The sequence below is a fragment of the Nocardia flavorosea genome (assembly GCF_015477805.1).
In the GTDB taxonomy this organism is placed as follows: domain Bacteria; phylum Actinomycetota; class Actinomycetes; order Mycobacteriales; family Mycobacteriaceae; genus Nocardia; species Nocardia flavorosea_A.
In genome coordinates this window covers 1,633,675-1,648,453 of sequence record NZ_JADLQL010000001.1, presented here as the reverse complement: position 1 = coordinate 1,648,453, position 14,779 = coordinate 1,633,675, and the positions used below count along the sequence as shown (strand labels likewise).

At 69.5% G+C, this 14,779-nt stretch carries 15 protein-coding genes; 11 read left to right on the top strand and 4 right to left on the bottom strand.

Going from position 1 to position 14,779, the window contains the following annotated elements; all coding sequences use genetic code 11:
- Positions 1-3: 3 nt before the first annotated feature.
- Positions 4-438, bottom strand: coding sequence for a ferritin-like domain-containing protein (locus IU448_RS07400; RefSeq protein ID WP_195054670.1), 435 nt, complete (start codon positions 436-438; stop codon positions 4-6).
- Positions 435-998 carry a hypothetical protein gene (locus IU448_RS07395; RefSeq protein WP_280457995.1) on the bottom strand — a complete coding sequence of 188 codons (564 nt, stop codon included), beginning with the start codon at positions 996-998 and terminating at the stop codon, positions 435-437. The genes IU448_RS07400 and IU448_RS07395 overlap by 4 nt, the downstream gene beginning before the upstream one ends.
- Before the next feature lie 286 nt (positions 999-1,284).
- Here IU448_RS07395 and rimP point away from each other — a divergent pair, with 286 nt between their 5' ends.
- From rimP to truB, 11 genes are all read left to right on the top strand, one after another.
- Complete coding sequence (rimP, locus tag IU448_RS07390; protein ID WP_195054669.1) at positions 1,285-1,908, top strand: ribosome maturation factor RimP; 624 nt, start codon at positions 1,285-1,287, stop codon at positions 1,906-1,908.
- Complete coding sequence (gene nusA, locus IU448_RS07385) at positions 1,905-2,933, top strand: transcription termination factor NusA (RefSeq protein ID WP_195054668.1); 1,029 nt, start codon at positions 1,905-1,907, stop codon at positions 2,931-2,933. The genes rimP and nusA overlap by 4 nt, the downstream gene beginning before the upstream one ends.
- Positions 2,934-3,118: 185 nt before the next feature.
- On the top strand, positions 3,119-3,421 hold the full coding sequence (locus tag IU448_RS07380) for a YlxR family protein (protein ID WP_280457997.1): 303 nt from the start codon (positions 3,119-3,121) through the stop codon (positions 3,419-3,421).
- Positions 3,422-3,529: 108 nt separating this feature from the next.
- On the top strand, positions 3,530-6,478 hold the full coding sequence (infB, locus tag IU448_RS07375; RefSeq protein ID WP_195054667.1) for a translation initiation factor IF-2: 2,949 nt from the start codon (positions 3,530-3,532) through the stop codon (positions 6,476-6,478).
- Positions 6,479-6,600: 122 nt separating this feature from the next.
- Positions 6,601-6,891 (top strand): DUF503 domain-containing protein, encoded by a 291-nt coding sequence (locus IU448_RS07370; protein ID WP_195054666.1) that lies wholly within the window; start codon positions 6,601-6,603, stop codon positions 6,889-6,891.
- A 17-nt stretch (positions 6,892-6,908) separates the two neighbouring features.
- Positions 6,909-7,349 carry a 30S ribosome-binding factor RbfA gene (gene rbfA / locus IU448_RS07365; protein WP_195054665.1) on the top strand — a complete coding sequence of 147 codons (441 nt, stop codon included), beginning with the start codon at positions 6,909-6,911 and terminating at the stop codon, positions 7,347-7,349.
- 12 nt (positions 7,350-7,361) lie between these two features.
- Complete coding sequence (locus tag IU448_RS07360; protein WP_195054664.1) at positions 7,362-8,369, top strand: DHH family phosphoesterase; 1,008 nt, start codon at positions 7,362-7,364, stop codon at positions 8,367-8,369.
- Between the two features lie 542 nt (positions 8,370-8,911).
- The gene (locus tag IU448_RS07355; protein WP_195054663.1) at positions 8,912-10,258 is read left to right on the top strand and encodes an MATE family efflux transporter; all 1,347 of its coding nucleotides are present in this window, start codon (positions 8,912-8,914) and stop codon (positions 10,256-10,258) included.
- 112 nt (positions 10,259-10,370) lie between these two features.
- Positions 10,371-11,330 (top strand): metallophosphoesterase family protein, encoded by a 960-nt coding sequence (locus tag IU448_RS07350; protein ID WP_195055094.1) that lies wholly within the window; start codon positions 10,371-10,373, stop codon positions 11,328-11,330.
- A 36-nt stretch (positions 11,331-11,366) separates the two neighbouring features.
- Positions 11,367-12,035, top strand: a complete 669-nt coding sequence (gene npt, locus IU448_RS07345) for a 4'-phosphopantetheinyl transferase Npt (RefSeq protein WP_195054662.1) — start codon at positions 11,367-11,369, stop codon at positions 12,033-12,035.
- A complete protein-coding gene (gene truB / locus IU448_RS07340) occupies positions 12,035-12,934 on the top strand; it encodes a tRNA pseudouridine(55) synthase TruB (protein WP_195054661.1) in 900 nt (299 codons plus the stop codon). Before npt ends, truB begins: the two co-directional genes overlap by 1 nt.
- A 437-nt stretch (positions 12,935-13,371) precedes the next feature.
- On the opposite strand, the gene IU448_RS07335 is transcribed toward truB, so the two are convergent.
- Positions 13,372-14,052, bottom strand: coding sequence for a GntR family transcriptional regulator (locus IU448_RS07335; protein ID WP_195054660.1), 681 nt, complete (start codon positions 14,050-14,052; stop codon positions 13,372-13,374).
- Entirely contained in the window at positions 14,039-14,770 is a 732-nt protein-coding gene (locus IU448_RS07330; RefSeq protein WP_195054659.1) for a maleate cis-trans isomerase, read from the bottom strand. The genes IU448_RS07335 and IU448_RS07330 overlap by 14 nt, the downstream gene beginning before the upstream one ends.
- Positions 14,771-14,779 lie beyond the last annotated feature (9 nt).

The following is a 14,779-nucleotide window of genomic DNA, read 5'->3' as shown; positions in this document are numbered from 1 at the left end:
CGTTCAGGGCCGTCCCGGGAAGGCGGTGGTGGCCGGAGACACGCCTCGAATGGATTGCCAGACCGCACGGCGACCGGCGCTGTCGGTGAGTGCCTCGATCGCGATTCGGCGGGTGGAGTCGGTTTCGGCACGCTCGACCACTGCACGCCAGGCCACCGCGGTATCGGTTTCGACGATGATCGCGAGCTGCGCCGCCGTATCCGGATCGGATACCGCGAGCGGCACCGTGTAGGCCGCCTCGGGTGACGGCACCGGACCCTGCCGGTCCGTCAGGAGATCGACTGTCGCGTCCCTGCGGGCGCGGTGCGCGGCGGTGTACTGCGCGACCGTACGGTTCCGGTCGGCGCCCGCGTGGGTCGCGACGATTCCGTAGGCATAGACCGCGGCGTACTCGGCATCGAGCGCATCGGCCAGCGCCTGCTGTTCGGTACCGCTCATACCAGCAGGACTCCCACCTGCACAGCGCAGGCGGCACTGATCGAGGCCAGCAGTCCCGCGCGGTATCCGGACTGGGTGACCGCCAGATCGGCGGCCGCACGCTGGGACGAGCCGAGCTGGGTGCGCAACGCATCGATACTCGGCGGTGTCGCCGGCGCGGGCGTGGTCGTCGGGGCGGGGGTCTGTACGGCCGGGGTGGTTCCGTCGCCGTACACCCCTATGGCCCGGTCGATCTCGGCACGCAGCGCATCGGCGTGCGCGGTGCGTTCGGCCGCGATGGTGGTCAGGGCGGCCGAGCGGGCGGGATCGACCGCAATCGCGGCGGTGGCGGCGGCCGCGTCGGTGCGGGCCGAGAACTCCGGGGCGACGAGCACGTCCGGCTCGGTGATCGGGTCCTCGGCGCAGGAAACGAGCGCGGGCGCCATCAGCAGACCGGCCGTGCCGCTGCCGGCAATCCGCAATGCCGACCGGCGACTGATACGGGAAGCGCTGAGGCTGTTGATATTCGCAGGTCCGCGGGGAAACCCGGTCGCGGGCCGGTCGGTAACACGCTCGGTCACCGGACCATCGTGCCAGATGAGCGCCGCGCCTCCGAATGGACCGGCCTCCGCCTGCATTCCGGCCGCCCGGGCAGCCGGTGGCCGGTCCGTCGGTGCGCTCGGCGGCGTCTCGAGGCGCCCTGCCGGGGCGTGCGCGGGCTGCGGATCGGACGGGCGCGGTGGTGTCCGGTGTCCGGCGGCGGACTTACCGCCGACCGCTGGTCGGTTACCCTCTGGCGGCGCGTTACGCTAGGTCACCGGCACAGAACTTTCCGTCCGCGTAACAACTGAACCAGGAGCTGCCCATATGCCGATGCCGACCGAGGAAAGGGTGAGCCGGCTCGTCGCCGGACTCGTCGCCGGTCGAGGATTCGATCTCGAGGGAGTCGAGGTTTCCACCGCGGCGGGGCAGGCCCGGGTGCGGGTGATCGTGGACAGCGACGAAACCGCGGACCTGGACAGTATTGCCGAACTCAGCTCCGCGGTTTCGGCGCGGCTGGACGAAGCAGACGAGGAATTCGGTGCGGTCCGATACCTGCTCGAGGTGACGACCCCGGGCGTGGATCGCCCGCTCACCGCCGACCGGCACTGGCGCCGGGCGCGGGGACGTAAGGTCCGGATCCGGCTGCGGCCGGGAGCGACGCCACCGGAACCCGGGCTGCCTGCCTCGTTCGAGGCCAGAGCCGGTGCTCTCGACGGTGACCGCATAGCGCTCGTGCTCGGGGGTAAACGCGCACCGCGCCTGGTCACCGTCGTACTGGGGGATATCGAACGCGCTGTGGTGGAGGTCGAGTTCGCCCCGCCGAGCGCACGTGAACTGGAACTCACCGGAGGTGTAGCCTCCGGTCGCCCACCCGCGGGAGCGGACGCCGCGGAGCACACCGCCACCACCGTCGACGCGTCCGATTCGACCGAAGGGACCATGGAATGAATATCGAAATCGAAGCCCTGCGCGCCATCGTCGCGGACAAAGGGATCTCGATCGAAACCGTGATCTCCGCGATCGAGTCCGCATTGCTGACCGCCTACAAGCACACCGAGGGGCATCAGTCCAACGCCCGCGTCGAGATCGATCAGCGCACCGGCCTGGTCCGGGTGCTGGCCACCGAACTCGATGCCGAGGGGCAGGTGATCTCCGAATGGGACGACACTCCCGAAGGTTTCGGCCGTATCGCCGCCACCACCGCCCGTCAGGTGGTGCTGCAGCGTTTGCGCGATGCGGAGAACGAGAAATCCTTCGGCGAATTCTCGACCCATGAGGGCGATATCGTCGGTGGCGTCGTGCAGCGCGATGCGCGTGCCAATGCCCGCGGCACCGTGGTGGTGCGGATCGGCAGCGAACTGCACGGCACCGAGGGGCTGATCCCGTCGGCGGAGCAGGTCCCGGGGGAGAGCTACGAACACGGCGACCGGATCAAGTGTTATGTGGTCGGGGTGTCCCGGGGGCCGCGTGGTCCGCAGATCACTCTCTCGCGGACCCACCCCAATCTGGTCCGGCGCCTGTTCGCACTCGAGGTGCCCGAGATCGCGGACGGGTCGGTGGAGATCGTCGCGGTCGCCCGCGAGGCCGGGCACCGGTCCAAGATCGCCGTGCGGTCCACGGTCGCCGGCGTGAACGCCAAGGGCGCCTGTATCGGTCCGATGGGGCAGCGGGTACGCAATGTGATGAGCGAACTGGCCGGAGAGAAGATCGACATCATCGATTACGCCGACGATCCGGCGACTTTCGTGGGCAACGCATTGTCCCCGTCGAAAGTGGTTTCGGTCACAGTTGTCGATCCCGATGCCCGCGCGGCGCGGGTGATCGTGCCCGATTTCCAACTGTCCCTCGCCATCGGCAAGGAGGGGCAGAACGCGCGGCTCGCCGCCCGGCTCACCGGCTGGCGTATCGATATCCGCAGTGATGCCGCACCGGATTCCGGTGGTTCGGTGCGGACGGAGGCCCAGCGCCGTTGACCCCTGTCCCGCATTCGGCACGTCCCGCGCCCACTGGTTCATCGGACCGGCGGACAAGCCCTGCCGACCCGCCCACGGCGCCGTCGCCGGGGGCGGGGTTGAAGAGTGCCGACCGGTCAGCGGTAGAGTGGTGTCAGGTTCGGTCCGAGTCTTCGGTTCCTGCCCATGATCGTGGTGAATCCGCGGTGCCCAGGCGCCCGGCGTATCCACTGCGAACGTGTGTCGGGTGCCGGAAACGCGAACCGGCTGCCGAACTGCTGCGGATCGTGGCGCGTGGGCTCGGCACCGGCAACGGTGCGGAGACCGTGGTAATCGTTCCCGACCCGCAGCGCGGACTTCCCGGACGGGGTGCCTGGCTGCACCCCTTTTCGTCTTGTCTGCGCACTGCGGTCCGGCGCCGAGCGATCGGCAGAGCACTACGAGTGTCCGGAAATCTGGATATCTCAGCCCTGGAGCAACACCTCGAGAACAGGCACGAGCACTCATGAGCACACCGTGAAGTACCAACGATGAACGTCCATCGGAGTTAACCCGAGGTCGTGCGGGGCCCCGCCAACAGGCGGGCGGCGCTGCTCGACCTCTCAGTGAGGAGAGCAGTGGCAGGCAAGGCCCGCGTGCACGAGTTGGCAAAAGAACTCGGTGTCACGAGCAAAGAACTACTCGCGAAGCTCAAGGAGCAAGGCGAGTTCGTGAAGTCGGCATCGTCGACGGTGGAGGCACCCGTCGCGCGTCGGCTGCGCGAGTCGTTCGCGGCGAAATCCGCGCCGGCGAAATCCGATAGGCCGAACGGGACCAAACCGTCGCCGGCCCGCCCCGGTCCCGCGACCGGCGCGAAACCCGCGGCTCCCGGGCCGCGCCCCGGCCCGCGGACCCCGGCCCCCGCGGCGAAACCGGGTCCTGCCGAATCCGCGCCGGTCGCCGAGAGCAAACCGGCCCCGGCTGTCGACGGTGGGGCGAAACCGGCCGCGGCTCCGCGGCCCGGCCCGGCGGTGAAACCGGGGCCCACGCCCACTCGGGAAGCGGCGCAGGCGCCGACGGCCAAACCGGCCGGTCCCGCCGCCCGTCCGGGTGCCCAGCAGCGTCCGGCCGCGCCCGGGCAGAGCCCGGCCCGGCCCGGGCCGAAACCCGGTCCGAAACCGCCTCGGGTGGGTAACAACCCATACTCTTCGGCGCCCGAACGTGAGCGTCCGACGCCGCGGCCCCAGCCCGGCCCCCGGCCGACCCCGGGCCAGGGCGGTCCGCGTCCGGGTCCCGCTCAGGGCGGTCCGCGTCCGGGCCAGGGCGGTCCCCGTCCCGGTCAGAACGCTCCGCGGCCCGGCCCCGGCGGTCAGCGGCCCGCGGCTGCTCAGGGCGGTCCGCGTCCCGGTGGCCCGCGGCCGAGCCCGGCCTCCATGCCGCCCCGTCCGACCCCCGGCGCCATGCCCCAGCGTTCGGCGCGTCCCGGTCCCGCGGCCGGTGGCCGTCCCGGGCGCCCGGGTGCCGGTGGTGGTGGCCGTCCCGGTGGGGGCGGCGGTTACCGCGGTGGCGGCGGCGCCCCCGCCGGTACCGGTGCACCTGCCGGTGGTGGCGGTTTCCGCGGTCGTCCGGGCGGCGGTGGCCGTCCGGGCGGGCCCGGCGGCCGCGGTGGTGCGGCCGGTGCCTTCGGCCGTCCCGGTGGCGCGCCTCGGCGTGGTCGTAAGTCGAAGCGGCAGAAGCGCCAGGAATACGATTCGATGCAGGCTCCGTCGGTCGGCGGTGTGCGGCTGCCGCGCGGTAACGGCGAGGTGATCCGCCTCGCCCGCGGCGCGTCGCTGTCCGATTTCGCGGAGAAGATCGACGCCAATCCGGCGGCCTTGGTCCAGGCGCTGTTCAACCTGGGTGAGATGGTCACCGCGACCCAGTCGGTGAACGACGAGACCTTGGAGCTGCTCGGCGGCGAGATGAACTACGTCGTGCACGTGGTCAGCCCCGAGGACGAGGACCGCGAGCTGCTGGAATCCTTCGATCTCACCTACGGCGAGGACGAAGGCGGCGAGGAAGATCTCGAACAGCGGCCGCCGGTGGTCACCGTCATGGGCCACGTCGATCACGGTAAGACCCGCTTGCTGGACACCATCCGTAAGGCCAACGTCCGTGAGGCGGAGGCCGGCGGTATCACCCAGCACATCGGCGCCTACCAGGTGATGACCCATCTGGGCGAGGAAGACCGGTTGATCACCTTCATCGACACGCCGGGTCACGAGGCGTTCACCGCCATGCGTGCCCGCGGTGCGAAGGCCACCGATATCGCGATCCTGGTGGTCGCCGCCGACGACGGTGTGATGCCGCAGACGGTGGAGGCGATCAACCACGCGCAGGCGGCCGATGTGCCGATCGTGGTGGCGGTGAACAAGATCGACAAGGAAGGCGCGAACCCGGAGAAGATCCGGCAGCAGCTGACCGAGTACAACCTGGTGGCCGAGGAGTACGGCGGCGACACCATGTTCGTCGATATCTCCGCTAAACAGGGCACCAATATCGACGCCCTGCTCGAGGCCGTACTGCTCACCGCGGACGCCGCCCTGGACCTGCGGGCCAATCCGGAGCAGGACGCCCAGGGTGTGGCCATCGAAGCGCATCTGGACCGCGGTCGCGGCCCGGTCGCCACGGTGCTCATCCAGCGCGGCACGCTGCGGGTCGGCGATTCGATCGTGGCGGGCGACGCCTACGGCCGCGTCCGGCGCATGGTCGACGAGCATGGGGCCGATGTCGAGGCGGCGCTGCCGTCGCGGCCGGTCCAGGTCGTCGGCTTCACCTCGGTACCCGGCGCGGGCGACAACCTGCTCGTCGTCGACGAGGACCGGATCGCCCGGCAGATCGCCGACCGGCGCAATGCGCGTAAGCGCAACGCGCTGGCCGCGCGTAGCCGTAAGCGGATCAGCCTCGAGGATCTGGATGCCGCGTTGAAGGAGACCAGCGAGCTGAACCTGATCCTCAAGGGCGACAACTCCGGTACCGTCGAGGCGCTGGAAGAGGCCCTGCTCGGGATCGAGATCGACGACGAGGTGCGGCTGCGGGTCATCGACCGCGGTGTCGGCGGTGTCACCGAAACCAACGTCAACCTGGCGTCGGCATCGAACGCGATCATCATCGGGTTCAACGTTCGGGCCGAGGGCAAAGCCACCGAACTGGCCAACCGCGAAGGCGTGGACATCCGGTACTACTCGGTGATCTACCAGGCCATCGACGAGATCGAGAGCGCGCTCAAGGGCATGCTCAAGCCGATCTACGAAGAGGTCGAACTGGGCCGCGCCGAGATCCGGGCGATCTTCCGGTCGTCGAAGATCGGCCTCATCGCCGGCTGCATGGTCACTTCGGGCGTCGTCAAGCGCAACGCCAAGGCCCGTCTGCTCCGCGACAACGTGGTGATCGCCGAATCCACGACGATCAACTCGCTGCGCCGCGAGAAGGACGACGCCATGGAGGTCCGCGAAGGCTTCGAATGCGGTATGACGCTGACGTACTCCGATATCAAGGAGGGCGACGTCATCGAGGCCTACGAGTTGCGCGAGAAGCCGCGCGACTGATTGTGATACGGGCCCGGACTCCGCTGTCCGGGCCCGGTCATCGATATCGGCACGACAGCTCCGGGGCTCGCCGCGCACCGGCGGGCCCCGGAGCCGCGTCGTCGCTATAACTGGGAGGTTGCGTGTACCTCGGTGCACTCGAATTCGACATCCTGCTGGGTGATGTGCACTCTCTGAAGGAGAAGCGTTCGGTGGTGCGGCCGATTCTGGCCGAGCTCCAGCGTTTCGGGGTCAGCACCGCCGAGGCCGGGGAGCACGACCGCTACCGGCGCACACTGCTCGCCGTGGCGATGGTGTCGGCCGGGATGGATCATCTGACGGCCGTGCTCGACAAATGTGAACGCCATGTCGCGGCTCGTCCGGAGATAGAGTTGCTGGCAGTACGCCGCCGCGTCTTCGGGCCCGAGGACTGAAAGGGAAAGGAGCGGCCATGGTGGATCAAGCCAGGGCACGCCGGCTCGCCAAACGGATCTCCGCGATCGTGGCCACCGCCATCGAATACGAGATCAAGGATCCGCGGTTGCGTTTCGTCACCGTCACCGACGCCAAAGTCACCGGCGATCTGCGCGAGGCGACCATCTATTACACCGTCATGGGCGAAACCGTCGATGCCGAACCCGACTACACTGCAGCCGCGGCCGGACTGGAGAAGGCCAAGGGTGTGCTGCGGTCGAAAGTGGGCGCCGGTACCGGGGTGAAATTCACCCCGACCTTGGCGTTCGTCCTCGACACCGTGCCCGACGCGGCCCGGCAGATGGAGGATTTGCTGGCCCGGGCGCGGGCTGCTGACGACGCGGTCGCCCGCGTGGCGGCCGAGGCGAAACCCGCCGGCGAGGCCGACCCGTACAAAATACCGCGCGACGACGACTGAGCCGCGGCCGCTATGACCACAACCGGTGCCGCCGTGGACTATTCGGCGGCCGTTCGGGTGCTCGATACCGCGCGTTCGGTCACTGTCCTCTGCCATATTCAGCCCGATGCCGACACCCTCGGTAGCGGGCTGGCGCTCGCCCAGGTCCTGGACCGCCGGGGTGTCCCGGTGCGGGTGTCGTTTGCCGAACCCGGCGAACTGCCGTTCGCGCTGCGCACGCTGCCCGGCTCGCGGTTCCTGGTGCCACCGGCGGAGGTACCGGCCGAGGTGGATGTGCTGGTGACGGTCGACTGCGGCAGCGCGGGGCGGCTGGGGGCGCTGGCCGACCGGCTGGCGGGTGCCGGGACCACGCTGGTGATCGACCATCACCGATCGAACACCCGGTTCGGGGCGGTCAACCTGATCGACCCGGATGCAGTGTCCACCGCGAGTGTGCTCACCGCGTTACTGGACCGGTGGCAGGAACCGATCGACGCCGATATCGCCCACTGCCTGTTCGCGGGGCTGGCCACCGACAGCGGATCGTTCCGCTGGGTGACGCCCGGAACGCATGCCCTCGCCGAACGGTTGCTGGCCACCGGGATAGACGGTGGCGCCATCACCCGGACCTTGATGGACACCCATCCGTTCGCGTGGCTGCAGATGCTGTCCACTGTGCTCGCCTCCGCGCGGCTCGAACCCGAGGCCCATGGCGGAACCGGGCTGGTAGCCGCGTTCGTACTGGCCAGCGACCTCGACGGGGTCCGCCAGGAAGAGGCCGAAAGCGTTGTGGACATCGTCCGGGCGACCGCCGAGGCCGGTATCGCCGCGGTGTTCAAAGAAGCCCGGCCGATCGACGAGCGGCGGCGCTGGACGGTATCGCTGCGCTCCAAGGACAGCGGTCCCGGAACCGACGACGGCGCCGATGTCGCGGCGATCGCCACGAGGCTCGGCGGCGGTGGGCACCGTTATGCGGCCGGGTACACGACCTACGGGGAGCCCGGCGAAATCCTGGCTCAGCTGCGCACCGCACTGGCCTGAGGGCCCGGCGATCGCTCGACCGTGCCCCCGAGCGCGGAGCCGTCTGTCCGGCGCGCCGGGACTGCCGCGCGCCGCAGGCACGCCGAACGATTGTTGCAGGTCTACGCGACCCCCGGCGCCGAGTGGCGGAGATGGCAGGCGAAAGCACGGGACCGGCCCTGGTGTGCTGCACGGTACTCGGTTGTGTGGCCGGTGTGCCGGTGCCGGTGCGCCGGCTCGGTCCGGCCGGCACGCGCGGCGGCCGTCGGCTCTCCCACTCGGAAGCGGCCTTGTCGGAGCTACCACGGGTCCGCGGGAACGCAGCTATAGGCCGTTCTACCGAACGGTGGCAGCGTGGTTCGTCGGCTGCGTGGTTCATCGGGTGCGTGGCGGGGTTCGTCGGGTGTGGGGCGGCGTCCGCGGGCAGGTTCCGCGTGGGCGGAGCGGACCGGGCGGCAGCCAGGTGTCGGAGCGTTCCGCTAGCGTGCACGGAGGTCGGAGGCGTATGCGCGTGGGGTCTGGTAGGTCTTCTGCGGGCAAGCGAGGATGGACAGGGAGTGGTTATGCAGACGGAGGTGACCGCTTCACCCACGGATGCATCCGCGGGGCCGAGGCGGATACTGGGGCTGGCGCTGCCGACTCTCGGCGTTCTCGTGGCCGAACCGATCTATCTGCTGTTCGATCTCGCGGTGGTGGGCCGGCTCGGTGCGTTGGCGCTGGCCGGGCTCGCCGTCGGTGGCCTGATTCTCACACAGGTGAGTTCTCAGCTGACCTTCCTCGCCTACGGTACGACCGCGCGTTCGGCGCGCCGGCACGGTGCCGGCGACGAACCCGGTGCCGTCGCGGAGGGGGTGCAGGCCAGCTGGCTGGCGGGCGGGATCGGAGTGCTGATCCTGCTGGTGGTGCAGATCGCGGCCGTCCCCGTCGCGGGGGTGATCGCCGGTGATGCCGAGATTGCGGCGGAGGCGCTGGCCTGGATGCGGATCGCGCTGTTCGGGGTGCCGCTGATCCTGCTGTCCATGGCCGGGAACGGGTGGATGCGCGGGGTTCAGCAAACTCGCCGCCCGCTCACCTATGTGGTGGCCGGGCTGGCGCTGTCCGCGGTGCTCTGCCCGCTGCTGGTGCACGGACTCGCCGGTCTGCCGCGGCTGGGCTTGCCCGGTTCGGCGGTGGCCAACGTCATCGGTCAGCTGGTCACGGCCATGTTTTTCGTTGGTGCGCTCGTCCGGGCGCGGGTACCGCTCGCGCCGCGGTTGCCGGTGATGAAGGCGCAGCTCGTCCTGGGGCGCGACCTCATTGCGCGCAGCCTGGCGTTCCAGGCGTGTTTCGTCTCCGCCGCGGCGGTGGCGTCGCGGTTCGGGGCGCCCTCGGTGGCGGCGCATCAGCTGGTGCTGCAGCTGTGGAATTTCCTCGCACTCACGCTCGATTCCCTGGCCATCGCGGCGCAGACACTGGTCGGGTCGGCGCTGGGCGCACGCAATGCGGCGGGCGCGCGGTCGGTGGCCCGCCGGGTCACCGCGTGGTCGACGGTGTTCGCGCTGGGGCTGGCCGCGGTGTTCGCCGCGTGCGCGGCCTGGATACCGCCGCTGTTCACCGCCGATGCCGCGGTGCTGGACCGCACCGGTGTGGTGTGGTGGTTCTTCGTGGTGATGATCCCGGTGGCCGGTGTGGTGTTCGCGTTGGACGGGGTGCTGCTCGGCGCCGGCGACGCAGCTTACCTGCGGACCACCACGCTGGGGGCTGCGCTGCTGGGTTTCCTGCCGGCGATCTGGCTGTCGCTGGTGTTCGACTGGGGGATCGGCGGAATCTGGTGTGGCCTGATCGCGTTCATGCTGTTACGGCTGGCCGCGGTGAGTACGCGGTGGCTGTCGGGCCGATGGGTCCGGGTCGGAGCCGAGATCCGGGCATGAGCAAGCCGGGCGCGCGGTGCGTCACCAGGTACGGCTCTCGCTCGTGCCCGTGGACACGGCGTGATCGCGGCCGGCCCCCGGAACTCGCCGGTGGTATGCGAAGGTAGGTGTGGTGATACCCAAGTTGATGGCGGTGAGCGATATCCATGTCGGTCACCAGGGCAACAAACCGGTGGTCGAGGAGATTCGTCCCGATTCCCCGGAGGATTGGCTGATCGTCGCCGGCGATGTCGCCGAACGCAGCGACGATATCCGCTGGGCCCTGAAACTGCTGCGCGAACGCTTCGCGAAGGTGATCTGGGTACCCGGTAATCACGAACTGTGGACGACCGCCAAGGACCCGGTGCAGATGCACGGGGCGGCTCGTTACGACTATCTGGTGGCCATGTGCCGGGATCTCGATGTGCTCACCCCCGAGGACCCGTTCCCCGTGTGGACCGGGGCCGGCGCGGAAGCCTACGGCGGCGCGGTGACACTGGCCCCGCTTTTCCTGCTGTACGACTACAGTTTCCGGCCCGAAGGCGCGCGCACCAAGGCCGAGGGGCTGGCGATCGCCCGGGACCGCAACGTGGTGGCCACCGACGAATTCCTGCTCACCCCGGACCCGTATCTCACCCGCGACGCCTGGTGCGAGGCCAGGGTCCGCACCACCCGCCGCAAACTGGACAATCTGCCCGACGGCACCCCGCTGGTGCTGATCAATCATTTCCCGCTGGTCCGCGAACCCACCGATATGCTCTGGTATCCCGAGTTCGCCCTGTGGTGCGGTACCGAGCATACCGCGGACTGGCACACCCACTACAACGTGGTCTGCGCCGTCTACGGACACCTGCATATCCCGCGCACCACCTACTACGACGGTGTTCGGTTCGAAGAGGTCTCGCTCGGCTATCCACGGGAATGGCAGAAGCGCGGTAAGCCCGAGAAACTACTCCGCCAGATCCTGCCCGACCCCGAATACGGGCCCGGCGACCTGAACGACTGGGGCGGCCACTTCGAGGTGACGCCGGAAATGGCCGCCGCGGCCGCCGAGATGCGGGACAAGGCGCAGCGCCGTCGCGGGCTCACCTGATCCCGCGGCCGACGGCACCCAGTAGGCTCACCGACGATGATCGAGACAATCCTGCCCGCCGATATCGCCTCCGCCGAGTTGCTGGATTACCCGGAGGATCTGGCAGCGCACCCCGCCGAGGAACCGCTGATCGCGAAATCGGTGGAGAAACGGCGCCGTGATTTCATCGGCGCCCGGCATTGCGCCCGCCAGGCTCTCGCGCAGTTGGGAGAGCCGCCCGTGGCGATCGGCAAGGGGGAACGCGGTGCGCCGGTATGGCCGCGGGGGATCGTGGGCAGCCTCACCCACTGTGACGGTTTCCGGGGCGCGGCGCTGGCCCACAAAATGCGGTACCGCTCGATCGGGATCGACGCCGAACCGCACGAATCCCTGCCCGAGGGCGTACTGGATTCGGTGAGCCTGCCCGCGGAACGGCACTGGTTGCGGATCACCGATTCCGGGCTGCACCTGGATCGGCTGCTGTTCTGTGCGAAAGAGGCCACGTACAAGGCGTGGTTCCCGCTCACCACCCGCTGGCTGGGTTTCGAGGACGCGCACATCACCTTCACGATCGAGCAGCAGGGGGCCGGTACCGGAGGCGGCACGTTCCGGTCGGAGCTGCTGGTGCCCGGGCAGACCGTCGACGGCGGCGCACCCCTCACCTCGCTCGACGGTCGCTGGCTGATCACCGGTGGATTCATCCTGACCGCGATCGCGCACAGCTGATGGCCGATCTCCTGGGCGGTCTGCTGATCGTCGACAAACCCGCCGGGCCGACCAGTCACGATATCGTGGCCCGGGCCCGGAAGCTGCTGCACACCAAGAAGGTCGGGCATGCCGGCACACTCGACCCGATGGCCACGGGGGTGCTGGTACTCGGTGTGGAACGCGCCACGAAACTGCTCGGGCTGCTCACCCTCACCACCAAGGCGTACACCGCGACGATCCGGCTGGGTTGCGCCACGACCACCGACGACGCCGAGGGCGACGTGCTGACCACCGCGGCCGCCGGGCATCTCACCGATACCGATATCGCCGCGGAGATCGCCGTGCTCACCGGTGACATCCAGCAGGTGCCCGCCACCGTGAGCGCCATCAAGGTCGGCGGGGAACGCGCCTATGCCCGGCACCGCGCCGGCGAAGAGGTGACGCTCGCCGCTCGGCCGGTGACGGTCTCTCGCTTCGACGTACTGGCCCGCCGCGATATCGCCGAGCCCGAGGTGGTGGATCTCGATGTGGTCGTCGAATGCTCGTCGGGCACTTATATCCGGGCGCTGGCCCGCGATCTGGGCGCCGCGCTGGGTGTGGGCGGTCACCTGACCGCGTTACGCCGGACCCGAGTCGGCCCGTTCACGCTCGAACACGCACGCACGCTCGAACAGCTGGCCGAGAGCCCGGTGCCGAGCCTCGATATCGATGCTGCCGTGCGGTTGTCGTTCCCGCACCGCGTGATCGGCGCCGATGATGCCGAGAAACTACGGGACGGCCGCTGGCTCGATCCGATCGGTGCCGCCGGTGTCCACGCCGCGCTCACCGAGGACGGGCGGGCGATCGCACTACTCCAGGAGAAAGGTAAGCGCGCCGCACCTGTTTTCGTGGTGCGTCCGCGCGGGCTCGTCGACTGAAAACCGGGCCGGCCGAGGGCCGGGGGCGGTCGCTCGGAGGCGCGCCCGGCGGGTCGTGTGCAACAGTGCCTGCGCTGGGCGAATCGCCAGAGCAGGCGCAGCCGCATCGGGTGCATCGTCCGGTGACCGGCGAACTCCTCGGCGACCGTGACCGGGCGGTCCATATCTGGGACCGGCACTTCCGGCTCGCCCAACGGCAGAAGATCGGCGGCGTGCGGCTTCGTGTCGGACGAACACCGAATACCCCGGCACCACCGTATGGTCGGGCGGCGGGCTGCCGGTTTCGCCGATGTCGTGACGGCTGGGTACGGTGCCGGCACCACATCCGGTTCGGGCCTGCCCGGTAAGGGCTCGGGTACGCGGTCGACCTTGGGAGCGTTACCGGCGACCTGCGACGCCGGCACAAGTGTGGATGCGGGTACGGGCGGGCCGGAGGCTCACCGCTGGACAGGTTCTGCGGCGTACTGGCCGCGCAGGCGCTGGACGGCGTCGTCCATATGATCGCGGAGCAGACGGTGGGCCCGGGCCGGGGACGCGGTGCCGATCGCCTCCCGCAACGCCACGTGCTCGTCGGCCTGCTCGCGGAGATCGGGGTAGGTGGTCTGCAATTTGCCCAGGCACATCCGGGTTTCGATCAGCAGGGTACGGGCCGCTCGCACCAGTCGTGTGCTGCCCGCCGCCGCGACCAATGTCTCGTGGAATTGCTGGTCGGCGTCGGAGACCCCGGCGGCGTCGCCCGCCGCCGCCCGTTCGAGCATGGCCTGCACACTCGGGGCGAGTGCCTCGTAGGCGGTCTTGCGGCGGTCGTCGAGGATCAGGTCCAGCGCACCTCCTTCGATCGCAGTGCGCGCTCGGTAGATGTCGACGACGTCGGTGAGGGTGAGTTCGATGACGAAGATGCCGCGGTTGCGGATACTGCGCAGCAGACCTTCCGACACCAGTCGTTGCATCGCTTCCCGGACCGGTCCGCGCGAAACCCCGAACTGCGCCGCGAGATCGGTTTCGCCCAGCTGCGCTCCCGGTTCCAGTGCGCCGCGCATGATCGCCTCGCGCAGGCTGTCGGCGATCATCTCCGCGGTAGAGCGCTGGTTGACGGGTTCGAAATCAATGACCGACATATGCGGGCCTTTCCGCGAACAGTGCGCCCAGCGACGGGACGATCCGGGTGACGCCGGCGAGACGCAAACCCTCCCAGATGGTGACCTGGTTCGCCGTGAGTACCGGTTTACCCAACGTGGCCTCCAGCCGGGGAAGCACCTCGAGGGTATGCATGGCGGTATCGGGGATCAGCAGTGCCTCCGCCTCCGGATGGTCGTTGGCCCGGGCCAGTGCCAGGACCTGTCCGGCGTCGAGGGTGCCCACCTCGGCGGCGGTTTCGATACCCGCGCTCGCGAAACCGACCACGGTGATCCCGGCATCGGCCAGGAAATCGGCGAACAGCCCGGCCACGTCCGCCGGGTAGCTCGCCGCGACCGCCACCCGCCGTAGGTTCAGCGCCTGCGCTGCCCTCACGAAGGCGAAACTGGTGCTCGCGGCGGGTACGCCCGCGACCTCGGACAGCGCCCGGACCTGTTCCCGGGCCCCGTCCGGGCCGTAGACGAAACTTCCCGAGGTGCAGGCCCAGACGATTGCGTCCGGCCGGTGCACGGCGAGCCGGGCGGCGCCGTCGCGGAGTTTGCCCGGGCTGCCCAGGTCCAGCAGTTCGGGCACGGCGTGCAGATCGGTGCCGTAGATATGGGCCACCGGCAGGTGGGCGTCCAGCAGTGCCTCCGCGCGGGGATAGTCGTCCTCGGCGGCGTGATCGGGGTAGATGAATCCGATGGTCGGCGTCGGCATGAGCCCTCC

Coding starts and splice junctions, on each gene's coding strand:
- IU448_RS07400 (WP_195054670.1), bottom strand. CDS start 438: ATGAGCGGTACCGAACAGCAGGCGCTGGCCGATGCGCTCGATGCCGAG.
- rimP (WP_195054669.1), top strand. CDS start 1,285: ATGCCGATGCCGACCGAGGAAAGGGTGAGCCGGCTCGTCGCCGGACTC.
- nusA (WP_195054668.1), top strand. CDS start 1,905: ATGAATATCGAAATCGAAGCCCTGCGCGCCATCGTCGCGGACAAAGGG.
- rbfA (WP_195054665.1), top strand. CDS start 6,909: ATGGTGGATCAAGCCAGGGCACGCCGGCTCGCCAAACGGATCTCCGCG.
- IU448_RS07360 (WP_195054664.1), top strand. CDS start 7,362: ATGACCACAACCGGTGCCGCCGTGGACTATTCGGCGGCCGTTCGGGTG.
- IU448_RS07355 (WP_195054663.1), top strand. CDS start 8,912: ATGCAGACGGAGGTGACCGCTTCACCCACGGATGCATCCGCGGGGCCG.
- npt (WP_195054662.1), top strand. CDS start 11,367: ATGATCGAGACAATCCTGCCCGCCGATATCGCCTCCGCCGAGTTGCTG.
- truB (WP_195054661.1), top strand. CDS start 12,035: ATGGCCGATCTCCTGGGCGGTCTGCTGATCGTCGACAAACCCGCCGGG.
- IU448_RS07335 (WP_195054660.1), bottom strand. CDS start 14,052: ATGTCGGTCATTGATTTCGAACCCGTCAACCAGCGCTCTACCGCGGAG.
- IU448_RS07330 (WP_195054659.1), bottom strand. CDS start 14,770: ATGCCGACGCCGACCATCGGATTCATCTACCCCGATCACGCCGCCGAG.